General features: G+C 65.4%; 19 protein-coding genes. 8 read left to right on the top strand and 11 right to left on the bottom strand.

The genetic code is table 11. The annotated features are described in order from the left end of the window. Positions 1-10: 10 nt before the first annotated feature. The 3 genes from QRQ56_RS15575 to QRQ56_RS15565 form a co-directional block, all read right to left on the bottom strand. Complete coding sequence (locus tag QRQ56_RS15575) at positions 11-1,459, bottom strand: acetyl-CoA hydrolase/transferase family protein (RefSeq protein WP_438741261.1); 1,449 nt, start codon at positions 1,457-1,459, stop codon at positions 11-13. Between the two features lie 318 nt (positions 1,460-1,777). After that, positions 1,778-1,900 carry a hypothetical protein gene (locus QRQ56_RS15570; protein WP_438741260.1) on the bottom strand — a complete coding sequence of 41 codons (123 nt, stop codon included), beginning with the start codon at positions 1,898-1,900 and terminating at the stop codon, positions 1,778-1,780. A 104-nt stretch (positions 1,901-2,004) separates the two neighbouring features. Next, positions 2,005-2,181, bottom strand: a complete 177-nt coding sequence (locus tag QRQ56_RS15565) for a hypothetical protein (protein ID WP_438741258.1) — start codon at positions 2,179-2,181, stop codon at positions 2,005-2,007. A 140-nt stretch (positions 2,182-2,321) separates the two neighbouring features. On the opposite strand from QRQ56_RS15565, the gene QRQ56_RS15560 reads away from it, so the two are divergent. From QRQ56_RS15560 to QRQ56_RS15550, 3 genes are all read left to right on the top strand, one after another. Beyond that, on the top strand, positions 2,322-2,453 hold the full coding sequence (locus tag QRQ56_RS15560) for a hypothetical protein (protein WP_438741255.1): 132 nt from the start codon (positions 2,322-2,324) through the stop codon (positions 2,451-2,453). A gap of 128 nt (positions 2,454-2,581) precedes the next feature. Beyond that, positions 2,582-3,709 (top strand): lactonase family protein, encoded by a 1,128-nt coding sequence (locus QRQ56_RS15555; protein ID WP_438741252.1) that lies wholly within the window; start codon positions 2,582-2,584, stop codon positions 3,707-3,709. A gap of 66 nt (positions 3,710-3,775) precedes the next feature. Further along, a complete protein-coding gene (locus QRQ56_RS15550) occupies positions 3,776-3,946 on the top strand; it encodes a hypothetical protein (protein ID WP_438741249.1) in 171 nt (56 codons plus the stop codon). Positions 3,947-3,953: 7 nt separating this feature from the next. Here QRQ56_RS15550 and QRQ56_RS15545 read toward each other — a convergent pair whose 3' ends face one another. Continuing rightward, positions 3,954-4,577 (bottom strand): PAS domain-containing protein, encoded by a 624-nt coding sequence (locus QRQ56_RS15545; RefSeq protein ID WP_438741248.1) that lies wholly within the window; start codon positions 4,575-4,577, stop codon positions 3,954-3,956. Between the two features lie 291 nt (positions 4,578-4,868). Here QRQ56_RS15545 and QRQ56_RS15540 point away from each other — a divergent pair, with 291 nt between their 5' ends. Beyond that, positions 4,869-5,759 (top strand): efflux RND transporter periplasmic adaptor subunit, encoded by an 891-nt coding sequence (locus QRQ56_RS15540; protein ID WP_438741246.1) that lies wholly within the window; start codon positions 4,869-4,871, stop codon positions 5,757-5,759. Between the two features lie 187 nt (positions 5,760-5,946). On the opposite strand, the gene QRQ56_RS15535 is transcribed toward QRQ56_RS15540, so the two are convergent. Next, on the bottom strand, positions 5,947-6,795 hold the full coding sequence (locus QRQ56_RS15535; protein WP_438741243.1) for a caspase family protein: 849 nt from the start codon (positions 6,793-6,795) through the stop codon (positions 5,947-5,949). 437 nt (positions 6,796-7,232) lie between these two features. On the opposite strand from QRQ56_RS15535, the gene QRQ56_RS15530 reads away from it, so the two are divergent. The 3 genes from QRQ56_RS15530 to QRQ56_RS15520 all read left to right on the top strand — a co-directional run bounded on the left by QRQ56_RS15530 (position 7,233) and on the right by QRQ56_RS15520 (position 11,205). Beyond that, positions 7,233-8,960, top strand: a complete 1,728-nt coding sequence (locus QRQ56_RS15530) for a hypothetical protein (protein ID WP_438741241.1) — start codon at positions 7,233-7,235, stop codon at positions 8,958-8,960. Between the two features lie 166 nt (positions 8,961-9,126). Further along, positions 9,127-9,852, top strand: coding sequence for a thermonuclease family protein (locus tag QRQ56_RS15525; RefSeq protein ID WP_438741239.1), 726 nt, complete (start codon positions 9,127-9,129; stop codon positions 9,850-9,852). Between the two features lie 165 nt (positions 9,853-10,017). Continuing rightward, on the top strand, positions 10,018-11,205 hold the full coding sequence (locus tag QRQ56_RS15520; RefSeq protein WP_438741237.1) for a pyridoxal-phosphate-dependent aminotransferase family protein: 1,188 nt from the start codon (positions 10,018-10,020) through the stop codon (positions 11,203-11,205). Between the two features lie 276 nt (positions 11,206-11,481). On the opposite strand, the gene QRQ56_RS15515 is transcribed toward QRQ56_RS15520, so the two are convergent. Then, on the bottom strand, positions 11,482-12,582 hold the full coding sequence (locus QRQ56_RS15515) for a hypothetical protein (RefSeq protein WP_438741236.1): 1,101 nt from the start codon (positions 12,580-12,582) through the stop codon (positions 11,482-11,484). Beyond that, a complete protein-coding gene (locus tag QRQ56_RS15510) occupies positions 12,582-14,018 on the bottom strand; it encodes an MBOAT family O-acyltransferase (protein ID WP_438741233.1) in 1,437 nt (478 codons plus the stop codon). The genes QRQ56_RS15515 and QRQ56_RS15510 overlap by 1 nt, the downstream gene beginning before the upstream one ends. Before the next feature lie 352 nt (positions 14,019-14,370). Here QRQ56_RS15510 and QRQ56_RS15505 point away from each other — a divergent pair, with 352 nt between their 5' ends. Then, a complete protein-coding gene (locus QRQ56_RS15505; protein WP_438741232.1) occupies positions 14,371-16,470 on the top strand; it encodes a S9 family peptidase in 2,100 nt (699 codons plus the stop codon). A 118-nt stretch (positions 16,471-16,588) separates the two neighbouring features. Here the strand turns inward: QRQ56_RS15505 and QRQ56_RS15500 are convergent, their stop codons facing one another. The 4 genes from QRQ56_RS15500 to QRQ56_RS15485 form a co-directional block, all read right to left on the bottom strand. After that, positions 16,589-21,442, bottom strand: a complete 4,854-nt coding sequence (locus QRQ56_RS15500) for a beta strand repeat-containing protein (protein ID WP_438741231.1) — start codon at positions 21,440-21,442, stop codon at positions 16,589-16,591. Next, a complete protein-coding gene (locus tag QRQ56_RS15495) occupies positions 21,442-22,962 on the bottom strand; it encodes a ShlB/FhaC/HecB family hemolysin secretion/activation protein (protein ID WP_438741230.1) in 1,521 nt (506 codons plus the stop codon). Before QRQ56_RS15495 ends, QRQ56_RS15500 begins: the two co-directional genes overlap by 1 nt. Before the next feature lie 414 nt (positions 22,963-23,376). Then, positions 23,377-24,468 (bottom strand): SMP-30/gluconolactonase/LRE family protein, encoded by a 1,092-nt coding sequence (locus QRQ56_RS15490; protein ID WP_438741229.1) that lies wholly within the window; start codon positions 24,466-24,468, stop codon positions 23,377-23,379. Positions 24,469-24,541: 73 nt separating this feature from the next. Further along, positions 24,542-25,261: a ribonuclease activity regulator RraA gene (locus tag QRQ56_RS15485; protein WP_438741228.1), complete on the bottom strand. Its 720-nt coding sequence runs from the start codon at positions 25,259-25,261 to the stop codon at positions 24,542-24,544. Positions 25,262-25,281: the final 20 nt, after the last annotated feature.

Raw genomic sequence — 25,281 nt, 5'->3', positions numbered from 1 at the left:
GGCACGCGCTTCAGCCGGTCGCCTTGATCAGGTGGAAAGCTTCGTCGAGCAGATGCGGTGTGTGCTTGCCGGGCGACAGCTGGCAGGCGCGATCGAAATAGTCCTGGAGCGCAGGCCGGAACGACGGGTGCGCCGCGTTGCCAATGATGCTTGCCGCGCGCTGCTTGGGCGACAGGCCGCGCAGATCGGCAAGGCCCTGCTCGGTCACGATGATCTGCACGTCATGCTCGGTGTGATCGACATGCGTCACCATCGGCACGATGGCCGAGATCGTTCCGCCCTTCGCGGTCGACGGCGTCATGAAGATCGACAGATAGGAATTGCGGGAGAAATCGCCGGAGCCGCCGATGCCGTTCATGATGGCGGTGCCGCGAATATGGGTGGAGTTGACGTTGCCGTAGATGTCGGCCTCGATCATCCCGTTCATGGCGATGACGCCGAGCCGCCTGATGACCTCCGGATGGTTCGAGATCTCCTGTGTGCGCAGCACGATCTTGTGCTTCAGCCGGTCGATCTCGCTGTTGAACTGCCGGGTCGCGTCCGCGCTGAGCGACAGCGCGGTGGCGGACGCGAGCATCATGCGATCCGAACGCAGCAGGTTCAGCATGCCGTCCTGCAGCACCTCGGTGTAGGCGGTCAGCCGGCCGAACGGCCCCTCGTCGAGGCCTTCCATCACGGCATTGGCGACGTTGCCGACGCCGGACTGCAGCGGCAGCAATTCCGGCGGCAGCCTGCCGCGGCGAACCTCATGGCTGAAGAATTCGAGGATATGGCCGGCGATCGCCTTCGACGTCGCGTCGGGCTGGGTGAAGGTGGTGTCACGGTCGGGAGCATTGGTCTCGACCACGGCGATGACCTTGTTCGGATCGCAACGAAACGTGCTCTCGCCGATCCTGTCGCCGGGCGACACGATGGGAATGGGCTTGCGATGCGGCGGCAGCCTCGTGCCGTAGTAGATGTCGTGCATGCCGTGCAGGGCCGTGCTGACGCCGGAATTGACCTCGAGGATGATGCGGTCGGCCTGATCCAGCCAGGTCTTGTTGTTGCCGACGGAGGCCGAGGGCACCAGGCTGCCGTCCGGCAGGATAGCGGCGACCTCGATCAGCGCGACGTCCAGATGTCCGAGAAAGCCGAACCATGCGAACTGCGCGACGTGGCTGAGATGCAGGTCGATATAGTCCATCGCACCGGCATTGATGCGCGCGCGCGTGACCGGATCGGACTGATAGGGCAGGCGCAACTCGATGCCGTCGACCTGGGCGAGCGCGCCGTCCAGCTCGGGCGCGGTCGAGGCGCCGGTCCACACGCCGATCCGAAGCTGATCGCCGCGCGCATGCGCCTGCTCGATCCGGCGCGCCAACGCCATCGGAACCGCCTTCGGATGCCCGGATCCGGTGAAGCCGCTCATGCCGACATTCGCGCCGTGTGGCACCAGCGTCGCGGCCTCGTCGGCTGACATGATTTTCGAACGGAACGCCGGCGACGAAATTCGCGAATGATCGATCGACACTTCAACCTCACAGAGTGAGCGGATACTCCATGAAACGAGCAGCCTCTACATGATCTAGGTCAAATGCCCGGCGCGGGGCTTCCTCGCGCGGCGCGCAGTCCTGCCGTCGCGATCTGCTTCGGAGGTACACGCCGTAGCGGCGACCCCCGGGGAATGCAGGGGACGAGGCCCGGAAACGGAGGCGAATCCAGACCGGACCTCGGACCGCGAATGCGCCGTGAGGCGAAGGCGCGATCGGATCGACAACGCTTCAACGAAGAGGATCGTTCACATCTGCCGTCTGGCAGCCTGCACTTCGACGAACTCGGAATCGGGGTGGCTGACGATGGTGGCGACCCAGATGCCGCTGATGATCAGCGACCAGGCGGTGTCCCAATAGATCCAAAACACGAGCCAGCCTCCGTCTTCATCTCACCCGCCCGCGGGACCGGGGTAACGGCAAGGCGGTGCCGCCGTTCCCGACGCGAGGCGCGGCACGACCGCGCGGCGAGGCGCTATTTTGACTTGGTCGGCGGCGGGGCCTGATCGGTTTGACCGGTGTGGCGCTTTGCCACGACGTCCTCGTCGCGCTCGCCCTGGCGCGGACGCGGCGGTGACTTCGGCTGGCCGGCCTGGCCGCCATGCTTGCCACCCATGTCGGGCTTGCCTTCAAGATCGTTTTCGCGGGGCATGCGCCTTCAATGCGCTGGCGCGGCTTTGGTTCGTATTGCCTGGCCAATTTCGCCTGTGAACGAGTTCATAGGATTGCCGCGGTTTGCAGTGCACGATCTCCGCCGTGCCCGACCTCCATGACATCGACGGATTCGACCGGATGCGGAAACGCCTCATCGCCTGGACCATCCTGACGTCCGCACTGGTTGCGGTCGGGGTCTGGACCCTGCTCGGACCACCCGCCCCTCCATCGAGCCCGCATCTGCCCTCGCGCACGGCTGCGGTGCGGTAGCCACCGGCGGCGACCGATACAATTTCGGCATCGATCGATCCCAATTGGAATTTGGTGCGGCGGCGCGCCGCCCGCTATCCTCACGGGCAAAACGACAATGCCGCGGGCGCGGCTTTCAGGAGGAACCCATGTTGAGACCGACCCGCCGCATCGCAACCAAAGCGCCACGCGCTGCGATCGCCACCACTTTGTTCGCTGTCCTCACTCTCATTTCTGGAGTCCGCGCCGGCATGGCCGAGACCTTCGCCTATGTCGGCAACGCCGACAGCAACGACATCAGCGTGTTCAAGATGACCGAGAGCGGCGAGATGACGCCGGTGCAGACGGCCACCTTCAAGGGTATCGACAAGCCCGGCTCCTCGACGCCGCTCGCGATCACGCCCGACCATCGCGTGCTGATCGCAGGTGTGCGCTCGCAGCCGTTTCAGGCGGTGAGCTTTGCGATCGATCCCAAGACGGGCCAGCTCAGCCCGATCGGCAACGGCCCGCTCGCCGACAGCATGGCCAATATCGCAATCGACCACAGCGGCAAGTTCCTGTTCAGCGCTTCCTATGGCGGCAACAAGGTCGCGCTGAATCCGCTTGGCGCAAACGGCGTTGCCGGCGAGCCGAAGCAGGTGATCCCGACCGGGTTGAACGCGCATGCCTTCCTGCCCTCGCCCGACAACCGCTTCGTGTTCGCGACCAATCTCGGCTCCGACCAGGTGCTGGCCTTTGCGTTCGACGCCACATCGGGCACGCTGACGCCGAGCGACCCGCCGGCGCACAAGGTGCCGGAAAAATCAGGGCCGCGGCACTTCGTGTTCCACCCCAATGGCAAGTTCGTCTATCTGATCCACGAGCTGAACGGCGACGTCGCGGCCTTTGCCTACGAAGCCAAGAGCGGCGCCTGGGACGAGATCCAGCGCACCACCGCCTTGCCGGAGGGCTTCAACGGAAAGCCCTGGGCCGCCGACATCCACATCACGCCGGACGGCCGCTTCCTCTATGCTTCCGAGCGCACCACCAACACGCTCACCGCCTACAAGGTGGACGCGGCCAGCGGCAAGCTGACCACGATCGGCAGCGTGCCGACCGAGAAGCAGCCGCGCGGCTTCCACATCGACCCCTCCGGCCGCTACCTCGCCGCGGTCGGCGAACTCTCCGACAGCATGACGGTCTATGCGATCGACCAGGGCAGCGGCGCGCTGGCCAAGCTGAAATCCTACCCCACCGGCAAGAAGCCGAACTGGGTGGAGTTCCTGAACCTGCCGTGAGGGGCCGGCCGACCTACGTAAACATCCGTAATTTCGGAAGGCGGTCCTTGCCGTCATATCTTGGTCATGGACCGCCAGATTGTCTTCAAATGCCCCCAGACTGGCATGAACGTGCAGCACCGGCTCGGCGACGAGCCGGCCGACCGCACGCATGTGTCGGTGTCCTGCCCGGCCTGCACGCGGCTGCATTTCATCGACCGGGCCAGCGGCAAGCTGGCGGGCGACCGCCGCGGCTGAGCGGCGTTTACAGCCGCCCCGCGGCTTGCCCTGTTATTTGCGCCGTGACGTCCTCGACGTGGTGCAGCAGGTAGACCAGATGGCCCGCCGTGTCGTGGATCGGCGAGTTGATCGGCTGCCAATGGCGCTCGACGAAGGTCCCGCCGGGATCGCGGATGTCATAGCGCTGGACCGCCATGGCATGCGCCCGCCCGGTTTCGCCCACGATCCTCAGGCTGCCATAGAGATTGCTGACGCCATCGGCGAGCGGATCGTCGGGATTGTCGGGGAATATCTCGAACAGCGACCGGCCGACGATCTCGGCCCGGCCGGTCAGGGTCGCCGTTGCATAGGCATCATTGACGTCGACGATCACGAGGCCCGGCCCCGGATCCAGCAGCATATAGGGATGCGGCGAGGCATCGAATTCGGGCTGGAATTGGCGGCGGATCGTGTCGGCGTCGCCGTGCTGCCGCCGGCGCTGCTCGAGCGGCGTGGTATCGGCCCCTGACGCCGCCGAGTTCAGCAGTGCCAACTGGCGCTTCGCCGACGCCAGCAGTGCGCGCACGGTGCTTTGCACCGTCGGATCGCCCGTTTCATGGAGCAGCCGCTCGAAATGAACGATGTTCTGCTCGCAAACGAACCGCTGCATCCCGCCTCTCGACCGTGAGCCCATGCGGCCGCAGTGCCGCGCCATCCTGATCCTAGTTCCATACAGGCGGCCCTGGCAGATGAGAAGACCGTGAGAGTCCGCACTTTGGAAGTAGGCCGGGCAGCGGCCCGCGCCCATAAAACGCGAACCTGTTCGCCAATCCCGCGACTAATCAAAGACTTGCCGCGCGGATCGGCGGCTGCGTGACGTCCTTCCCGAGGGCGACGCTGCCGTAGTCCGCGCGGCCGCCATCTGCTATCGATTGGAGGCATAGCCCCCGTGGAATTTCCAATGCGTCATTTGTCCCGTGCCGTTGTTCGAAGCCTGTATCCCGCGACCGTGGCCGGCCTGCTCGTCCTCGGTCAGTCCCCGGCCGGAGCCGCCGACGACGAGGCGCCCAAGGGGCCCGCGGTCACGGTGCTGAAGGTCGCCAAATCCTGCTTCTCCGACATCGTCGAGGCCACCGGCACGATCATCGCGCGCGAGGAAACCTCGGTGCGGCCCGAGCGGCCCGGCCTCAAGGTCACGGACGTGCTGGCGGAAGCCGGCGACACCACCACGGCGGGCCAGGTGCTGGCGCGGCTGGCGCTCCCCGAGGGCGGCACTCTGCAGATCACCGCACCCGTGGCGGGCGTGATCGCGACATCGACCGCACAGATCGGCAATTTCGCCTCGGCCAAGGGCGAGGCGCTGTTCACGATCGTGGCGCGCAGCGAATACGATCTCGTCGGCCTCGTCGCCACCACCGATGTACGCAAGCTCGCCGTCAACCAGCCGGCGACGGTGCGGATCGCCGGCGCCGGCGACGTCGAGGGCAAGGTGCGCCGCATCGGCCCGACCGTCGAGCCCAACATCCAGCAGGGCATGGTCTATATCGGCATCTCCTCGCAGAAGCGGCTGCTGCTGAAGGCGAGCGGGCGCGCGCTGATCAAGACCGGGCAGAGCTGCAACGTCGCGGTGCCGCTGACGTCAGTGCAATATTCCTCGGCCGGCACCGTGGTGCAGGTGATCCGCCGCAACCGCGTCGAGACCAAGCGTGTCGAGATCGGCTTGATGTCGGGCGGCAATATCGAGGTGCGCGACGGCCTCAACGAAGGCGACGTCGTCGTCGCCCGCGCCGGCGCGCTGCTGCGTGAAGGCGACCCGGTGCGCCCGGTGATGGCCGCGGAAGCGGCGAAGTAGGATCGTCCGTGTCCCGGACGCGCTGCAGCCTAGGCGATGCGTAGCATCGTCCGGCAACGCTGCTGCGCAGAGCCGGGACCCATCTCGTCACACGGCAATCGTCTAAAAAAATGGGCCCCGGCTCAGCGTCGCATCATTGCATGATGCGCCGCGTCCGGAGCACGAGAGACCGTAGACTTGAGAAAACCTAACCGCCGGCTTCGCCGAAATGAACGTCCTCGAGCAGCGAGGAGGAGACGCTCGGGACCTGATCGCCTTCGCTGGCGCGGGAGATGGCGACGCGGGTCTTGTTGAAGACGCTCTCGGCGCTGCCCTTGGTATTGAGGTTGTTGAGGAACTCGCTGACGAGCACGCTGTGCTCGCCCTTGCCGTCGTCGACGACCTTGCCGGGCGAGGCGGAGGAGAGGATCAGCGCATTGTCGGACGCGCTGATCGGCGCGAGACCGTGGCTGTAGGAGCGGAAGCGGCGCTCGTAAGGGTTACGGCGGGAGGCATCGACGACGACGAGCTTGGCCTTGGCGCCCTGCTCCTTCATCATGTCGAGCACGCCGTCGATCGAGACGCCCTGGCGGCGGACGTCGCTTTCCTTCCAGATCACGGCATCGACCGGCAGCATGTAGCTCTCGCGGCCGGCCTGGACGCCGTAGCCGCCGAAGAACAGCATGACGACGGTGTCGCGCTTGATGCGGGACTTCAGGCGGGCCACGGCGCGAACCATGTCGTCCTTGGTCGCGTCTTCGACCATGTCGACGTCAAACCCGCTCTTGCGCAGGGACGAGGACAGCGCGCGGGCGTCGTTGATCGACTGCGTCAGCGGCGCGCTGGCGTCGGGATAATGTCCATTGCCGATGACCAGCGCGAGGCGCGAGGCCCCGCCGATCGAGCCGGTGATCTGGTCGGTCGAGACGGCCTTGGCGGCGTCGATCGCGCGCATGTTGAGGGCAGCGTGGGCGCCGATCACGAGCGAGACCGTGCCGATCAGGGCAGCGGCCACCGCAATGGTGCGTCGGGAAATGTCGAGCTGCCTGAAATTCATCTCGCTTCATTCCTGTCAGTGCCAAAGACCAGCCAAGCGCGCGCACACTGTTTGAGTAGCGCGATAGCGTCTTTAGGTTTGAGGGATTGGCCGGGGATGTGCCCCCGAATTGCGCGCAATTTGCGGCGCCGCACCAAACAAACCCTTAACCGGATATCGCCTCCCCGGCAATAGATTGCCCAAAAATTGAACTAAGCGATTGAAGATGTTCGTTAATTTCATCGCCCAGATTTGTGCGTTTTTTCCTCCCGGAGGGCCTTCCGAGAGGCCATCTTGCAGCCTTCATGCCGAGTTTTTCCGTGACATCAGTCACATTTGTATTTCCTGCGAATCCGGGTAGCTTTTTCAACGACTTGCAGGGGGTGGCGCGTGGTTGGGAGCGCGCTGGCCGGCCCCCGGCCAAAACCCCGCCAAAGTCCCCCGCGACCAGGTATTTTATGAGCTTTCAATATTTTGCCGGCGCCGCCTGCCGGGCACTGCTGGCGCCCAAGGACGGTCCTTCGCTGTACGACGTGTGCGATCCCGTATTGTCGCTTCCAGCCAGCGGCGATCCGCATCTGGCCAAGTTCTACAAGACCGCGCTCGGCAATCCCGCGCTGCGGGTGCTGCTGCGGCGGGCCGGTCTGCCGGAGCTGCGCGACGAGGCCCGGATGACGGCGCTGCGCGCGGCGCTGGTCCGCGCCCGCGACGAGGCCGAGCCGGACTGGGCGGCGGTCGGCCAGCCTGTCGCCGATCTCGTCGACAGCATCACGGCTGATCATCCCAGGCCACCGCCGGCGATGTTCACCGGCTCGGCGCCGCCCCAGGCGCAGATCGACGGCATCATCCGCGATTGCGCGCAGCATCTGCTCGGCTCGTACCGCCGCAACGGCTTCCTGCCGACTTATGCCGCCTTCAATTTGATCGGCGATCCCGACTTCCGCGGCCGCGAACTGATCATGGCGCTCACGGGCCTCAACGCCCGCGGCTACAAGAACTCCTCGCTGCTGTTCAACCTCGCCCGCGTCTTCATCGCGCGCTCGAAGGCCGCCGCGGTCGTCAATCCGCCCTGGCGAGGGATCGCCGAGCCGATGTGGGAGCCGGTGCAGATCCGCCACCGCTCGGCCTATTACGATGCGTTCTTCATCGAGGCGCTGCTGAGCTATGGCGAGACCGGGCTCGCCTCGCCGGCCGACAAGGTCGCATCGGAGCGCGCCATCGCCGACATGGTGGATTTTTGCGTCAACATCAGCCGCGAGGAGGTCGAGAGCATCGACGGCGCGCGCTTCAACGTCGTTACGGCGCTGGCGCCCGCGCCGCATCCGCGCTTCTCGCGCTATTTCGCGCAGATCAAGCAGGACCTCGGCTTCGGCATCTACGTGCCAGACTGCGACACCACGGCGTGCTCGATCTCGGCCGCAACCCAGGCCGGCTGCACCGATCCAATCATCGACCAGCCGCTGCTCGACTTCTATTCGGGCTATCAGGTCCAGGCCGGCGTCAACGCGCCGCGCGTGACCGTGCCGCTCAACGACAACATCGACTATGAGGGCGGGGTCGCGACCTGGATCGACAACCTCAGGGGCGAGCGGCCCTATGGCAACGATCTCGACCCCACGCTCAATCTCGACATTCTCGAGGTGAGTTTTCGCAACCTGGCGCGCTGGAAGGTCCTGGAAACGCCGTCGCGCCTGGCCACCGTGCATCGCATCATCGGCTTCCAGAAGCGGCTGGCCGCGAGCGGCGCCTTCGCCAATCCGCGCTCGCACATCTATTACCTGCCGGAGCTCTACAGCGCCTATTTCGGCCGCTGCTATGCCGCCTTCCTGGCGCTGCCGCTGGCGGCGCAGGCTGTGATCGATCCCGACGGCGATTTCGACTTCATCCGTCACCGCGTGCTGTCTTACGTCAAGGGCGAGCTGATGGCCGCGGAGATGAACGTGTTCGACGCGGCGCTGGCGCTGATCGCGCTCGGCCATCTCGGCGCCGACCCGCGCGCCTTCGCGCCGGCGCTGAACGTCATCGTCGCCGGGCTTGGCGAAGGCGGCCGCCGCGGCCCGTTCCGCGCCTATGAGTGGAACAAGATGAAGACCCCGACGCGGATCCTGGTCGGCGGGCCGGAGGTGACCTCGGCCTTCGTGCTGATGGGACTGGCGCTGGCGAAGCGTGCGATGGCGCGGGGGTGAGGTAGGTCTCGTGCCCCGGACGCGGCGCGGCCCGGACACGCGCAGAGAGGCCGTCGCGCAATGACGGGAAGTTGAAAGCTCAATCGATGGGCATAAGCTGGCCGCGCGGCCAAAAGCCGACCACAATTGCGCGGCTTATCGAGATGTTCATCACACGCGGACCGGCATGTTGCGAAAGATCCTGATTGCGCTGTCACTCCTCGCTCTCCCGTCACTGGCCGAGGCCGCCGACATCACCGGCACGGCGAAGGTCCGCTCCGGCGATGCCGTCATGATCGGCAACACGCGGATCCGGCTCGGCGGCATCGACGCGCCCGCGGTCGACCAGCTCTGCCTCAACACCAAGGCCGAGCGCTGGACCTGCGGGATCGCGGCGCGCGACGAGCTCGCCAAATACGCCGACGGCAAGAATTGGGTCTGCCACACCCGCTCGATCGACCGGCGCGGCCGCACCGTGGCGCGCTGCGAGGTCGGCGGCGAGGACATCCAGAAATGGCTGGTGCGCAGCGGCTGGGCGCTGGCCTACACCCGCCTCTCCAAGGATTACGAGCCGGATGAGGCGGCCGCACGTGAAGCCAAAGCCGGGATGTGGCAGGGCGCCTTCATCGCACCCTGGGATTGGCGCGTCCGCAACAAGAAGACGACCATCCTCGGCGCCACCAAACCGCCTGATGGCGCGCATGCGGTGCTGCTCGCCTCCGCCTCGGGGCCGGTGGCACCCTCCCCGGACTGCACCATCAAGGGCAACGTCAACAGCGCCGGCGAGTGCATTTTCCACCAGCCGACCAGCCGCTGGTACACCCAGATCAAGATGAAGATCAGCAAGGGCACCCGCTGGTTCTGCTCTGTGGAAGAGGCCGAAGCCGCCGGCTGCCGCGAGACGAAGCGATAGGGCATGGTCCGGAAAAGTGCGAAGCGGTTTTCCGACAAAGACCATGCCCAAAACAAAAAACCACGGCAGACCTGCATTTTACGTGCTTTTCTCAGGACCGGGCCACGCGTAAAACGTGATTCAGCAACCCACCATCCTGTTCTCTGGCAACAAGGACCGATAGCAATGACCGTTCGCGCGGGCCGGGAGTTTCTGGCCATCCCCGGGCCCACCACGATGCCCGACGAGGTGCTGCGGGCGATGCATCGTCCGGCGATCGACATCTACTCCAAGGAGATGCTGGATCTGACCGAGAGCCTGCTCGGCGACATTTCGAAATTGTTCGCGACCAAGGGCAAGTCCTACATCTACATCGCCAACGGTCACGGCGCCTGGGAAGCGGCGCTGAGCAACGTGCTGTCGCGCGGCGACAAGGTGCTGGTGCTGGAGAGCGGTCGCTTCGCGATCGGCTGGGGCAATGCGGCAGCGCTGATGGGCGCCGAGGTCGAGGTGCTCAAGGGCGACTGGCGCCGCGCCGTGCGCCCGCACGAGGTCGAGGAGCGCCTGCGCCGCGACACCGAGCACAAGATCAAGGCCGTCGTCGTGGTCCAGGTCGACACGGCCTCGGGCGTGCAGAACGACATCGAGGCGATCGGCAAAGCGATCAAGGCGAGCGGCCATCCCGCGCTCTACATGGTCGACACCGTCGCCTCGCTCGGCTGTATGCCGTTCGAGATGGACAAATGGGGCATCGACGTCGCGATGTCCGGCTCGCAGAAAGGCCTGATGACGCCACCCGGCCTCGGCTTCGTCGCCGCCAATGCGCGCGCGCTCGAGGTGCACAAGAAGGCCAACATGTCGACGCCCTATTGGAGCTGGAGCGAGCGCGAGGGCACCGAAAACTATCGCAAATACGCCGGCACCGCGCCGGTGCACCTGCTGTTCGCGCTGCGCAAGGCGATCGACATGCTGCACGAGGAAGGACTGGAGAACGCCTTCCGCCGCCACAGCCTGCTCGGCGAAGCCGCGCGCCGCGCGGTCTCCGCGTGGACAGAAGGCCAGGTGCTCGGCTTCAACGTCGCCGAGGCCAGCGAGCGCTCCAACACCGTGACCACGGTGACGATGAGCAACGGCCACGACCCGGCGGTGCTGCAGCGCTATTGCAAGGACAAATGCGGCGTCGTGCTCGGCACCGGCATCGGCGAGCTCTCGGGCCAGGCCTTCCGCATCGCGCACATGGGCCACGTCAATGCGCCGATGCTGCTCGGCACGCTGGGCGTAGTCGAGGTCGCGCTGAACGCGCTGAAGATCCCGCACGGCAAGGGCGGCCTGGAAGCGGCGGTGTCGTATCTCGGGGACGAGGTGGCGGCGTAAGCGGGCCCACAAATTCCGCTGTCGTAGCCCGGGGGAGCGAAGCGATACCCGGGATCTTGCGCGAGGCCCCGCATATCGCTTCGCTCATGCGGGCTACGGCAGCTGTCGTCCCTGCCTAGTGCGCAATTGCGCACGGGCGCGGGGACCCATACCGCGTGATCTATCGATTGGGCGCGGCCGCTGTACCGAAGGCCTTTGACTACGAGTCTTCGCAAAACTTTTGCCTGGGGTTATGGGTCCCTGCGTTCGCAGGGACGACGGCTGAGTTTGCCGCGATTACTTCGGCACGCGATACGCCTCAACCTGCGCCTTCAGTTCATCCAGCGGCTTCAGCGGCGCCTTCGGATCGACCCGATACTCCCCGCGCGCCAGCCACGACAACACCTTCGCATCGATGACAGGCGAATGGTGGATGACGTCGCCGTAATTGTCGAGATCGTGCGTCACCGCCTTGATCGCGCGGAAATCGTGCAGGCGCACGTTGGGAAGCTGCGTCAGGCGCTGCGCGGCGATTGCGGTCAGGTCCATGACGATCTTCAACGTCGGCGGCGAGGCGTCGCGCATGGCGACGAATTGCAGGATCGAATAGGGCGGGAAATAGATGTCGAAAGTCACCTCGGGGTGGCGCGCGACCAGAGCGAGCGCATCCTGCTCGAAATGCCGGACCATGGCATCGAAGCCATAGCCTTCGCCGAGAAAGCGGCTGCGCACGGGACTGGTGATGTAGGCGAAGGCCGCGCGCGTCTTCGCCGCGTTGTAGCCGCGAGCGACGTCGAAATCACGCGGCAGCGCGTAGATGTCGTCCACATCCGGCAGCGCGAACTTGACCGGGAGGTAAGGCGCGGCCCGGGTCAGCGACCCCTGCAGCGGCGGAACCGAGCGCAGCAGCGTGAACAGGGATTCCTTCGCCATCGCCGCGCTGAACAGATAGGAGGCGATGCCCTTCGCCGTCCCGCGATAGAGATCGACGGACAGATAGGGATCCGTCTCGATGTCGGCGGCGTCGACGAAGATGAAATCGTCCATCTCCCAGATCACGCGCCGCGCGCCGTGCTCGATCGCCTGCTCCAGCACGAAGGCCTGCTGGCGCGAATTGGAGCCGGTCATCGCCAGCTTGAGCGAATGCACATTGAGCGCGCGATCGATGTCGCTCTGGCGGAAATGAATCGCGAGCGAGGTGCCCATGAAGACGGTGTCGAACCGCTGGCTGCGGATCAGCCCGGCATTCTGCACGCGCGTGTCGTCGGAATAGAAGGCACGCGACGACGGGCGGAAGAGCTGCAGAGGATCGACGGCATAGACGAGCAATGCGGCGCCCGCTACGCACACGATGCTCGCGAGCAGAAGACGCCCGACATGTGTGAAAGCGCTGCGCATCAGAACCGGAAATAGATGAATTCGCTGTGGCTCTGGATGCCCAGGATGCCGAAGGCCAGCACCAGCGACGCCGCATAGAGCACCAGCGGCCGCATGCGCCCGGCCCGCAAGGTCTCGCCGACCCTGCGATTGCCGTGGTCGTAACCCATGAGGCCCTGCGTGTTCGGCGCCAGCCACACCAGCGCGGCGTAGACGGCGATGAGGACGAGGGCCGCGATCTCCTCGCGGCCGAGCACGATATTCGTGGGGTCGGCCATCGCATGCAGAACGCGCAGCGCCCATTCCACACTCGCGGCACGAAAGAACACCCAGGCGACGACGACGGCGAGGAACGTCAGCAGGGCGCCTGCGATACGAACAGGCCGCGCCAGTAACGCCGGCACGTCAGGCACCAGCGCATTGAACGCGTGGTTCACGCAGAGATAGGCGCCGTGCAGCGCGCCCCACACCACGAACGTCCAGGCCGCGCCGTGCCAGAGCCCGCCGAGCAGCATGGTGATCATCAGATTGACGTAACGCAGCACGCGGCCGCGCCTGTTACCCCCGAGCGGGATGTAGAGATAGTCGCGCAAAAACTGCGACAACGTCATGTGCCAGCGCCGCCAGAAATCGACGATGCTGGTGGCCTTGTAGGGCGAGTTGAAATTCACTGGCAGGAAGATGCCGAACATCAGCGAAATCCCGATCGCCATGTCGGAATAGCCGGAGAAGTCGAAATAAAGCTGGAACGTATAGGCGAGCGCACCACACCAGGCCTGGTCGAAGCTCGGCGAGCGCGCCTCGAAGGCGAGCGCGACCAGCGGCTGGATGCCGTCGGCAAGGCAGGTCTTCTTGAACAGGCCGATGGCGAAGATGATAACACCGCACAGCATCAGATGCGCGTCGGGCCGCTTGGTCTCCTCGCGCTCGAATTGCGGGATCATGTCCTTGTGGTGAAGGATCGGCCCCGCGATCAGATGCGGGAAATAAGTCACGAACAGCGCGTAATGCGGCAGCGCATAGGCGGCGACCCGGCCGCGCCAGGCATCCACCAGGAACGCAATCTGGGTGAAGGTGTAGAAGGAGATGCCGACCGGCAGCAGGATGTGGACCGCCACATGCGTGCCGAACAGCGCATTGACGTTCTCGGCGACGAAGCCGGCATATTTGAAGATGCCGAGCACGACGAGATCGCCGGCGACGCCGAGCGCGAGCGCCGCCTTGCGCTGCGATGGGCCGAGCTTCGCCACGATCAGGAGATGACCGACGCCGTAATTGAACGCGATCGAGAGCAGCAGCAGCGCCACGAACTGCCAGCTGCCGATGGCGTAAAAGGCGATCGAGGCCAGCGCCAGCCAGATCACCGGCGCCAGATTGCTGCGCCGCCCGAGCCAGAAATAGCCGGCCAGCACGACGGGTAGGAACAGCAGGATGAACGGATAGGAATTGAACAGCATCAGGCTGGACCGACGGCGGGGATATGGCCCCTCAAAGCACACAAGAGGCGGATCAACAACCCGGCGCCTTGGCACAGGTTCTTCTCAGGTTCTTGGCGCAACCCTCGGAACTTCCGCGCTGGCAATTCTCGGAATCGGGACGATATAAGGAGAATGCGGTGCACTTTTTCCCCTCTCCCCGCTTGCGGGGAGAGGGTCAGGGTGAGGGGGAGTCTCCACAGGGACGGTAACAGTCGGACTCGCGGAGAGTCCCCCTCACCCGGATTGCATCTGCGATGCAATCCGACCTCTCCCCGCAAGCGGGGCGAGGTGAAGAAAGTGCGCCGCGCGAACGACAGATGATGAGGATCGAGTGACCCAGGCCAAAACCCCTTCCCCGCCCCCCGTCGCCCCGCGCCGGCCGCATTCCTTCACGCGGCACGGGATCACCGTGACCGACGACTATGCCTGGTTGAAGGACGCGAAATGGCAGGAGGTGCTGCGCGATCCCGCGGTGCTCGACCCCGATATCCGCAAATATCTCGACGAGGAGAACGTCTACACCGAGAGCCTGCTCGGCCACACCGGGGCCTTGCAGAAGACGCTGGTGCGCGAGATGCGCGGCCGGATCAAGGAAGACGATTCCAGCGTGCCGTCGCCGGATGGCCCGTTCGCCTATTTCCGCAGGTTCCGCGAAGGCGGCCAGCACGAGCTGTTCGGCCGCATGCCGCGCGACGGCGGCGAAGGCGAGATCGTGCTCGACGGCGATGCGCTCGCCAAGGGCCATAAATATTTCAAGTTCGGCGGCAGCCGACACTCCTGGGATCACAAGCTGCAGGCCTGGAGCGCGGACACCAACGGCTCGGAATATTTCTCGATCCGCGTGCGCGACTGGGCATCGGGCAAGGATTTCGACGATCTCGTCGAGGAGACGGACGGCGGCGTGGTCTGGGCCGCGGATGCCAAGTCCTTCTTCTATGTGAAGCTCGACGACAATCACCGGCCGATGCAGGTGTGGCGACACCGGCTCGGCACCAAACAGGCCGACGATGCACTCGTCTACGAGGAGCAGGATGCCGGCTGGTTCACCCATCTGCACGAGAGCACCAGCAGCCGCTTCTGCGTGATCGCGGGCGGCGACCACGAGACATCAGAGCAACGGCTGATCGATCTCGCCAACCCCGAGGCACCGCCGCTTCTGGTCGCGGCGCGCGAGGAAGGCGTGCAATATTCGCTGGCCGACCGCGGCGATCAGCTCTTCATCCTCACCAATGCCGACGATGCCATCGACTTCAAGATCGTCACCGCACCGCTCGCGTCACCCGAGCGCAAGAACTGGCGCGATCTGATCCCGTACCGTGCGGGCATCTACATCATCGACCTCGATCTCTATGCCGGCCATCTGGTGCGGCTGGAGCGCGCCAACGCGCTGCCGTCGATCGTGATCCGCGACCTCGCCTCGAACGAAGAGCACGCCATCGCCTTCGACGAGGCAGCCTATTCGCTGGATACGATGGGCTCCTACGAATTCGAGACGACTAACCTGCGCTTTGCCTATTCGTCTATGACGACGCCGTCGGAGGTCTATGACTACGACATGGTCAAGCGCACGCGCACCTTGCGCAAGCGCCAGGAGATTCCCTCGGGCCACAACGCGGCCGACTATGTCACCACGCGCATCATGGCGAAGGCGAGTGACGGCGCCGAGGTGCCGGTCTCGATCCTCCATCGCCGCGGGCTGAAGCTCGACGGCTCGGCGCCGCTATTGCTGTACGGCTACGGTTCCTACGGCATGGCGATGCCGGCCTCGTTCAACGCCAACCGCCTGTCGCTGGTCGACCGCGGCTTCGTCTACGCCATCGCACACATCCGCGGCGGCGCCGACAAGGGCTGGGGCTGGTATCTCGACGGCAAGCGCGAGAAGAAGACCAACTCGTTCGACGACTTCTCGGCCAGCGCCCGCGCGCTGATCTCGGCGAAATACACCAGCGCAAAACGCATCGTCGGCCATGGCGGCTCGGCCGGCGGCATGCTGATGGGCGCGGTCGCCAACCGCGCCGGCGAGTTGTTCGCCGGCATCGTCGCCGAAGTGCCGTTCGTCGACGTGCTCAACACCATGCTCGACGACACCCTGCCGCTGACGCCGCCGGAATGGCCGGAATGGGGCAACCCGATCGAGAGCGAGAAGGATTTTCGCACGATCCTGTCCTACTCGCCCTACGACAACGTCGCGGCAAAGGACTATCCGGCGATCCTGGCGATGGGCGGGCTGACCGATCCGCGCGTCACCTACTGGGAGCCCGCCAAATGGATCGCGCGCCTGCGCGCCACGATGAAGGGTGGCGGCCCGGTTCTGCTCCGCACCAACATGGGCGCCGGCCATGGCGGCGCCTCGGGCCGATTCGACCGGCTCGACGAAGTCGCCATCGTCTACGCGTTCGCGCTGTGGGCGGCGGGAATGGCGGAGGCCTGACGTGGTCGCGGGCGCAACGAAATCCGGGAGCCGTGCGGCCAGCGACACTGTTCCCCGATTTTGCTTTCGCTCCATCCGGGCGACCCAATGCACGGCGCCCGCACCCCGGACGCGGCAACTACCGTAGCGATGCGCGCAATCCTTCTGCGAGCTGGTTGATGGCCTGCCGGCCTTCAAGGCATGGCGGACTCGAACCGTGACTGCAATTGCCTTTGGAATCGATCCGGTGATTGATGCCATCCACCGCGAGCCACAACCGGGTCGGCTCGACTGGAAGCGACGTCGCGGGAGATGGCGCATAGACCAGCCAGGTCCCGTTGACCGTGCCGGCCAGCACATAGTTTGGGTTGGAAAGCGTGCCGGTCACGCTGAGCGTATAGCTTCCGGCGGGGCTGGTCTTGCTGATGCCGAAGGAGTTGGAGAGGCCGGTGAGATCGCTGATGGACTGGCCGTTCTGAAGGCCCGCGGCCGACAGGCCCGGATTGCTTGCCGACAGCCCGTAGAACGAGAAGCCGCCGAGCGCGGTCACCATCACCGGCGCAGGATTAACCGTCAGGCTGCCCGCACTGCTGAACGCCAGCGCGTAGCCCGATGTCGCCGACACCGACCCTTGTGTGATCGTGATGGCATAGGGACCTCCGCTGACGGAGGCGTTCGCGGCCGATCCGCTCGAGGTCACCACGGGACTTCCGGTAAACGCCGAGCCGGCGCTGTCGCCGGTAAAGGCGCCGCTGACGCCTTGATAGCCGGAGACGCCATAACTTGACGCGACGGCAGAGGTCGCATCCGCGCCATACGTCTTGCTCGCATTGGTCGACGTGAAAGTCAGCGTTGGCTGATAAGCAAACAGATAGCGATTGCCCGAGGCAGTGACGCTCGCCGGCGGCATCGTCGCGTAAGTGGCATTCCAGATCGCGGTGTTGCCGCTGTCCAGCCCGCCAAAGACATCCGAACTGGGCGTATTCGAATAGATCAGCCACCGTCCCGATGTGGCGATCACGGCGCTGCTGCCGGCATTGTTGATGAAGGCGCCGGACGCGGAGAGCACCGGGCTCGCGGCGCTGACGGGCGATGCGAGGGTGAGATCGCCCGATGTTTGAATAGTCGCGGCGCCTGTCGCGGTGAGGCCCGACGTTCCCGCGACCGTCCCGATCGTGAGCGAAGCGCCGTCGGTCACCGCAACGCTGCCGGCATTGGCCGCGAGGGTTCCTATGCTGTTTCCGCTCGCCGTGAGCGTAAAGGTCCCGCTCGCGCCAGACAGCAACAGATGAGCCGCGGTGATCGTGCCGGTCGCCTGCGTCATGGTTCCGCTTTGCGAGAAGCTCAGAACGCCGTTCGTCGAAGAGATCGATTCATGCAGGTCGGTATCGCCCGATGCGATCAACGCCAGCGTTCCCGTGCCGTTGTTGTTGATCGAGCTGCCCCGGAGTCTCATGGCGATGGTCGAGCTCGAACTGCCCGACAGGCTGAGATTTCCGCTCGATGCCGTCACGGTGGTCCCGCTGGCCAGGAAAAATCCGTAGCCCGAGCTCGATGTTCCCGAGATCGACATCGCGCCCGATGTCGTCAACGTCGCCGAGGTCTTCACCTCGGCGCCATAGCCGGACGTATTCGTGCCGCTGATCGCAAGGCTGCCGCCGCCGGAATTGGCGAGCGAGCTCGTCCCGCTCCAGAGCACGCCGGCGCTGCCTGAATTGGCGGCCCCGGCGTCATTCGACGTTCCCTGAATCGTGACGGCCCCGCTGCCCGAATTGCTTACGGTGGTGCCGGCAAAGCGCGTCCCGATGGTCGATCCCGTGCCTGCAGTGCTGCTCGACGTTCCGTTGATCGCGACATTGCCGCTCGCGACGTTGAACGTCACCGCTCCGAACTGCACGCCGATTGCGGTGTTCGACGTTCCCGAGATCGAAACAGACCCTGTCGTGGTCAGATTTGCGTCGGCCTGAACGCCATTGGTGCTGGCGGATTGACCGGTGACGGTGATCGAGCCGCTGCCGCTCGCGCTCAAGGCACTGGCTGTCGTCGTGAAGCGGACACCGATGCCGGAGGTCGAACTCGTGCCGCTCAACGTGGCCGTGCCGCCGCCGACGCTGATCGTGGCACCGTTGAGGGTAAAGGCCGTCGTGCTGTCGGTGGTCGAGCCGCTGGCCGTCAGATTGCCGCCTGATGTCGCAAGGGTCGCATTGGCGATGTTGACGGCGCGGCTGGCGTTCAGCGCGAGCGCTCCGCCGTTGGTCGTGATGCCGGCATTGACGAGAATGTCCCGCCCGGCCGTCAGGCTCACCGTATTGCCGCTGCTCCCGCTCACCGCATTGGTGACCGTGATGTCGCTGGTGCCGCTGGTCGTGATCGTGACGCTTGCCGAGGCCAGCGCGGAAATTCCCGACGTGCCCTGAACGGTTCCGATAGTCAGGCTTTGATTATTGAGAAACGACATCGAGCCGATGCCGGTGGCCGCGATGGTGCCGACCAGATTGGCCTGACCAAGCGAGACGCTGCCGCCGCCGGACAAGAGGAGATTGCCGGCCGTGATCATTCCGCCCGATTGCGTCACCGCGCTGGTGTCGCTGATCGCGAGAACGCCGGAAGAGGAGGTGATGGTGGCGGCCAGATTGGTGCCGCCGGTGCCGCTGAGCGTCAGCGTACCGCTGCCGCTGTTCGTGATCGTATTGCCGCTTGACGACAGGTCGATGCCGAGCGATCCGGAACTGGTCGATCCGGTGATCGTCAGATTGCCGCTCGATATCGTCAGCGTGTTGCTGCCCTTGGCGGAGAATCCCGAGCCACTGGTGGAGCTGCCCGCGAGCGTGACCGTGCCCGACGTCACCAGGCTCGTGCTGGTGTTCATCCTGATGCCGTTGAGGCTTCCGCTGGTGCCGTTGATCGCCAGCATTCCCGCGCCCGAATTGGTCAAGTTGGTCGTCGCGGAATTGACCCAGACGCCGTTGGCCGACGTCGAGGTGCCGCTGAGGGTCAAATTGCCCGAACTGTCGGTGATCGTGTTGCCGCCGTTGATGTAGAGCCCATAGGCCTGCGATGCGGAGCCGGTGTTGGTCCCGGAGATCGAGACCGAGCCGGAGGTCGTGAGACTGGTGTTGATCGCCACCCCGTAATTGGTGACGGTGGTGCTGGAATTGCCGTTGATGGTGATCGAGCCCGCTCCGCTCGCCGTGAGCGTGTTGGTTGCGATGGTGAAGAAGACGCCCTTGCCGTTGGTCGCCGTGCCCGTCAGCGTGGCCGTACCGGTGCCGACGCTGATGGTGGCGCCGTTGAGCGTGATGCCCGTGGTGCCGTCGGTGGTGCTGCCGGTCACGCTCAGACCGCCACCGGACGTGCTGATGGTCGCGTTGGTCACGGTGACGCCGCGGCCCGCGTTCAGGTTGAGAGCGCCGCCATTGGTCGTGATGCCGGCATTGACCAGAATGTCCCGCGCCGATGTCAGGGTCAGCGAATTGCCGCTGTTCCAGGTCACCGCATTGGCGACCGTGATATCGCCGCTCTGCGCCCCGGCGCCGCCGGTATTGACCGTGACATTGGCCGACGCCAGCGCGGTCTGCAGCGTGGTCACGTTGAGAACGGAGCTGTTTCCCGACGGCGTGAAGGGCGTGCTGCCGGACATGTTGCTGTTGGCGCCGGTCGATATCGTCACGTTGTAGGGATCGAGCAGCAGCGTCCCGGTGCTGCCGCTGGCGGCGGTGACGTCGACATAGCCGCCATATCCGAGCACGCCATGGCTGGAGACCTCCACGGCGCCGCCCGCTCCTGCCCCGGCGCCGGTCGCGGTGATCGTGCCGCGAAAATCGGTCACGGCGTCGGACCAGATCACGACATTGCCGCCGGCGCTCGCGCGTCCGTTGGCCGAGATGATCGCGCCTTCGTCGATCGACGTCGTCTCGGCCGTTCGCACCGACATGCTCACGAGCTTCGCCGCGGCATCGATACCGCCGCGCATGTCGCCGCCGATCAGCACCGAGCCACCGGTCGCACCATCGGCGGAGACGCGCGCGGTCGACGTCAACGCCACCTTGCGGCCGGTCGCGACGATGACGCCGCCCTTGCTCGCTTTGCCACCATTGGCCGCGAGCCTGCCCGAGACAGTAACCGCGCCGCCGTCGCCGCCATCGAGGATGATGTTGCCACTGCGGCCCCTGATGCTGCGTGCGGTGACGGAGCCGGAAACATTGATGACGTCGCGCACCATCTGCTGCGCCGTTGCGGCCTTGATCTCGACGCGCCCGCCGGCCGATTTGATGCGGCCGGAGACATCGATCAGGGCTCGGCCGCTGGCCGCGGTCGCGCTGGTGGGAACCGCGACCTGAAGAAAGCCGTCGCCGGTCGGATCGAGTGTCACCGCTTCTCCCGAGCCGAGACCGACCTTGCCGAGCGGCACGTTGATGGTGCCGCGGTTCGAAACGGTGCCGCCAATCAGCCCGACGAAAGCGCCGGGAGCGGCCGAGATCACGCCGTCATTGGTGACCGCCGCGGATGCGCCTTTGCCGGTGAAGCCAAGACGCCCGGCATTGAAGTCAGCCGCATCGATATCGAGCGTCGAGGCCACGAAGCCGCCGCCGACCTGGACCGTGCCGGTCGAGGTGATGGCAATGCCGTTCGGGTTGACGAGGAAGACCTGACCGTTCGCGTTGATCCTGCCGGCGATCACCGACGAGGTCTGGCCGGTAACGCGGTTGAGCGTGGCCGAGGCGGCATTCGGCTGGACAAAATTGACGGTGCCGGTTTGCCCGACCGAGAATGCATTCCAGTCGATTATCGACCGGGAGGAGCTTTGCGTGATCGTGAGCGCGTTGCCGGCGGCGTCGATCCTGGCCTGGCCCGAGACAACCTTTCCGCCTTGCGGCAGCACGGCTTGCGCATGTGTTGGCGAGCACAACGGCGTGACCGGCAAACTGAGCAGCAGCGCCGCTGCTCCTGCGCGATGCATCGGCAGCATTGCCCTCGGGCGATGGGCAGCCATCAATAGGCCATCGAGGCGATGACGTTGGCGCGCCATCCGAGGCGCGCGCCCGGCAGATCGGTGAAGCCGCGCGCGGCCTCGAGCCCGAGGGAAGCTCCCGGCAGCACGCCGATGCCATCTGTGGCGCTGCGCAAGCCCGCGCCGACCGATCCAGCGCTGAATGTCGACCGCTCGATGACGGTCGCGTTCGCAAGCCAGCCGCGACCGGCTGCGCCGAAGACATAAGGTGACAGCGTCGCGCCAGCAGCGTCGAGCCTGAACGAACGCGACAATTCGCTGCGCAGTGTCACGCCCTGATCCGCGGTCAGTGTACCCGACGCGAAGGCAGAGACCGCATCCGCGCCGTCGAGCGAGATCTGCTCCGAACGCAGCATCGGCTTGCCGAAGCTCGACTGCCCAGCGCCGATCAGGTCCCAACGGGCGCCCCACGGCAGCGGCTGCGCCAGATGAAAGCTGCCCGTCAGCTTGGTGAATTCCGGGCTCGCGCCGAGCCGCGACAGCGGGACCCCGGATGACGCGGCATCAGCCAGGTCCCGGCCGCCCAGCCCGCCCGAAAATGTCACGCCGGCCTGGATGCCGGCGCCCCACGGCAACGTGGCAGCATAGTCCGAGCCGAAGCGGGCGACGGCGTAACGGTCGTGGCTCAGCATCACGCCGAAAGCCGGCGCCCCGATCTGCTGATCGATATATTCGATCGAAGCATTCGCGTAGATCGACGATGCGCGCGTGAGGCTCACTGGCGTCCGCAGCCGCACCGCGACGCGGTCGAATGTGCCGAGCGAGCCGACGACGCCCGCCGCCTGCGGCGTCCGGGTCGTCGAGTGGGTGTACTCCGGATTCACCGTCACGCCATCGACGCCGACCGGAACGACCAAGCCGCCGCCATAGACGGCGAGCGGCGCCTGCCCCTGGGCCGCAGCCTCGATATTGGCGCCAAGGCCGACCGAGCCGTAGGCCTGCTCTCCCAGTCCGAGCGCACTGTTCACGGCCATCGTGCCGCGAAGCTGCCACGTACCGACCGAAGCCGGCAGGCGATTGTCGGCGCCTGCCGACGCCGAAACGAGGCGATGCGCGCCGTCGAGGATGAGCTTGGCACCCCCCTCGCGATCACCGCGCATCAGCGTGCTCCGGAGCGCGAGGCCCGGCAGGTCACCCGCGACCAGCAACGCCCGCTCGAGCTCGGCGAGCCGCAGATGCCTGCGTCCGATCAATCCAGCGGTGCGAGCTGCAACGACCGGCCGCACGCGAGCCGGCACAGCGTCGACATTGATCGCCTCGATGAAGCCGTCGACCACCAGGAGCCGCAACGCGCCGCCATCGACGAGATGTTGTGGCGGCACCGCGACGCGCACGAGCGGATAGCCAGCCTCGTGATAGAGGCGTTCCAGGGCGGATGCGATCGCGTAGATCTCGGTCACGCTGACCCGTCGTCCGCGAATTTCCGCGGCCAGGGCGCTGCCGGCGCCTGCAAGCTCGACGAATGCCCCGTCGATTCGGACTTCGCTCGGCAACACCGTCATGTTGCGATCGCCTGCCGGAGGTGCGTTGACCGATGCCCCCGGAAGAATCGTCGTCTGTTCACCCGTCAGAGCGGGCGGACGCAGATCCTGCGGCGTGAGCTGACTTGGCGCGGTGACCTGCGCTCGGGCCGTCAGTCCGACGGGAGAGCCCACGCCTACTCCAGTGCATATCGCAATGCGAAGGCAGCGACGGAGCATTCGAGCAATCTCGGGCAATATTCATGAGACAATCGCACCCGAGAACATCCTCAAGCGCGCACTTCAGACAATCTGCGTCCGAAATTGCCGCGTTAACTTTAAGAAAGCGTTGCAAATGGCGGAACGGAGTCCCTTTCGCTGCGAGAAGGATCTCATGATGCGAACGCGTCACGGCGCATGCCCGTAATCCCACGGACATGCGCCGCGATTCAGATGTCACACCGCCCCGTGCGCTTCCACATACAGCGCGTAGACCGAATGGCTGCTCGCCATGTAGAGGCGGTTGTTCTTCGGGCCGCCGAAGCAGAGATTGGCGCAGCGCTCGGGGAGCTTGATGAAGGCGAGCGGCTTGCCCTCAGGGTTGAACACCATGACGCCGTCGAGATCCTCGGGCTTTGCCTTGAGCTGAAACACCTTGCGGCCGCCGATCTCGGTGGGCTCGCCCTGCAGCGCGCCGTTGGAGCCCCAGCCGCACCAGAGATTGCCGTCGCGGTCGACGCGAAAACCGTCGAGCGAGCCCTGGTCGGCGGCATCGATCAGCTTGGTCTTGCCGCTGAGAGTGCCGTCGTCGCCGACATTGTAGCTCCAGATGCTGCGGTTGGGCGTGCCCTTCCACTCGACGATGTAGAGCTTCTTCTCGTCCGGCGAGAAGGCAAGGCCATTGGGATTGACGAGATCAGTGAGGACCGCGCTGATCTTGCCGTCCTTGGCGATGCGATAGACGTTGGTGGTGGCCTGTTCGGCCTTCTCCTTCTTGCCTTCCCACTCGCCGTTGATGCCGAACAGGGGATCGGTGAACCAGATGCTGTCGTCGGACTTCACCACGATGTCGTTCGGCGCGTTCAGTCGCTTGCCCTCGAACTTGTCCGCGAGCACGGTGATCTTGCCGTCCTTCTCGGTGCGGGTGATGCGACGGGTCACCGAGTGCTCGCAGGTGACGAGGCGGCCCTGGCGATCCCTGGCATTGCCGTTGGCGTAATTGGCGTTGGCGCGGAAGACGCTGGTCTGCCCCGTCTTCTCGTCGAACTTCATGATGCGGTTGTTGGGAATGTCGGAGAACAGGAGATAGCCGCCTTCGGGGAAATAAGCAGGGCCTTCGGCCCAGCGGAAGCCGGTCGCGACCTGCTCGACCGTCGAGGAATAGAGCCGGTACTTGCCGAAGCTCGGATCGAGGATCTGGACGGCGGGATCGGGATAGCGCTGGTTCGGCGTGAATGGAAACGACTGCGCGCCGGCGGCGCGGGCGAGAAGCGTCGATGCTGCGGCAGCACCAGCGCCGGCCATGAGGTTACGTCGCGTGAAATTCATGGAAGTCCTCCCTGGTTGATAAAAGGCCGGCGCTTGCTGCGCCGGCTCGTTTCTTGACGTGCGTTCGTTGGGCTCAGCGGCCGTTCGCCTTGCGCCAGGCCGCGAAGTCGATCAGCGTCTGCGGATCGGTGGCGGGATAGAGGCCGAAAATGCCGCGGCCCTTGCCGACCTCCTCGGTGACGAAATCCTCGAACGCGGTCATTTCGAAAGTCTCATTGGCGATCTCATCCGCGATATGCGCGGGAATGACGATGACGCCGTCGGCATCGCCGAGGATGACGTCGCCGGGAAACACCGGCGCATCGCCGCAGCCGATGGGGACGTTGATCTCGATGGCCTGGTGCAGCGTCAAATTGGTCGGCGCCGAGGGGCGGTGGTGATAGGCGGGAATGCCGAGCTTGGCGATCTCGGCGGAATCGCGAAAGCCGCCATCGGTGACGACGCCGGCAACGCCGCGCTTCATCAACCGCGTCACCAGGATCGCGCCGGCGGACGCCGCGCGGGCGTCCTTGCGGCTGTCCATCACCAGCACGGCGCCCGGCGGGCAATCCTCGACCGCCTTGCGCTGCGGATGGGAGCGGTCTTTGAAGACGTCGATGGTGTTGAGGTCCTCGCGCGCCGGCATGTAGCGCAGCGTGAAGGCCTCGCCGACCATATTCGGCTGGTCCGCGCCGAGCGGATGCACGTCCTGGATCATCTGGATACGCAGGCCGCGCTTGAACAAGGCGGTGGCGACGGTGGCGGTGGAGACGGACTTGAGCTTGTTGCGGGTGGCTTCGGACAGTTTGGACATCTCGTGCTCTTTCTTTCGTC

This window comes from Bradyrhizobium sp. U531 (genome assembly GCF_051710265.1).
Classification (GTDB): Bacteria; Pseudomonadota; Alphaproteobacteria; order Rhizobiales; family Xanthobacteraceae; genus Bradyrhizobium.
The sequence above is the reverse complement of the archived record's forward strand: the minus strand, read 5'-3'. Positions and strand labels throughout refer to the sequence as shown.

What these genes read in the sequence shown, in the direction of transcription:
- QRQ56_RS15540 (WP_438741246.1), top strand. Translation starts at nt 4,869, where the DNA reads ATGCGTCATTTGTCCCGTGCCGTTGTTCGAAGCCTGTATCCCGCGACC.
- QRQ56_RS15520 (WP_438741237.1), top strand. Translation starts at nt 10,018, where the DNA reads ATGACCGTTCGCGCGGGCCGGGAGTTTCTGGCCATCCCCGGGCCCACC.
- QRQ56_RS15485 (WP_438741228.1), bottom strand. Translation starts at nt 25,261, where the DNA reads ATGTCCAAACTGTCCGAAGCCACCCGCAACAAGCTCAAGTCCGTCTCC.
- QRQ56_RS15575 (WP_438741261.1), bottom strand. Translation starts at nt 1,459, where the DNA reads ATGTCAGCCGACGAGGCCGCGACGCTGGTGCCACACGGCGCGAATGTC.
- QRQ56_RS15490 (WP_438741229.1), bottom strand. Translation starts at nt 24,468, where the DNA reads ATGAATTTCACGCGACGTAACCTCATGGCCGGCGCTGGTGCTGCCGCA.
- QRQ56_RS15515 (WP_438741236.1), bottom strand. Translation starts at nt 12,582, where the DNA reads ATGCGCAGCGCTTTCACACATGTCGGGCGTCTTCTGCTCGCGAGCATC.
- QRQ56_RS15525 (WP_438741239.1), top strand. Translation starts at nt 9,127, where the DNA reads ATGTTGCGAAAGATCCTGATTGCGCTGTCACTCCTCGCTCTCCCGTCA.
- QRQ56_RS15555 (WP_438741252.1), top strand. Translation starts at nt 2,582, where the DNA reads ATGTTGAGACCGACCCGCCGCATCGCAACCAAAGCGCCACGCGCTGCG.
- QRQ56_RS15550 (WP_438741249.1), top strand. Translation starts at nt 3,776, where the DNA reads ATGGACCGCCAGATTGTCTTCAAATGCCCCCAGACTGGCATGAACGTG.
- QRQ56_RS15530 (WP_438741241.1), top strand. Translation starts at nt 7,233, where the DNA reads ATGAGCTTTCAATATTTTGCCGGCGCCGCCTGCCGGGCACTGCTGGCG.
- QRQ56_RS15500 (WP_438741231.1), bottom strand. Translation starts at nt 21,442, where the DNA reads ATGGCTGCCCATCGCCCGAGGGCAATGCTGCCGATGCATCGCGCAGGA.
- QRQ56_RS15510 (WP_438741233.1), bottom strand. Translation starts at nt 14,018, where the DNA reads ATGCTGTTCAATTCCTATCCGTTCATCCTGCTGTTCCTACCCGTCGTG.
- QRQ56_RS15495 (WP_438741230.1), bottom strand. Translation starts at nt 22,962, where the DNA reads ATGACGGTGTTGCCGAGCGAAGTCCGAATCGACGGGGCATTCGTCGAG.
- QRQ56_RS15535 (WP_438741243.1), bottom strand. Translation starts at nt 6,795, where the DNA reads ATGAATTTCAGGCAGCTCGACATTTCCCGACGCACCATTGCGGTGGCC.
- QRQ56_RS15565 (WP_438741258.1), bottom strand. Translation starts at nt 2,181, where the DNA reads ATGCCCCGCGAAAACGATCTTGAAGGCAAGCCCGACATGGGTGGCAAG.
- QRQ56_RS15545 (WP_438741248.1), bottom strand. Translation starts at nt 4,577, where the DNA reads ATGCAGCGGTTCGTTTGCGAGCAGAACATCGTTCATTTCGAGCGGCTG.
- QRQ56_RS15560 (WP_438741255.1), top strand. Translation starts at nt 2,322, where the DNA reads ATGCGGAAACGCCTCATCGCCTGGACCATCCTGACGTCCGCACTGGTT.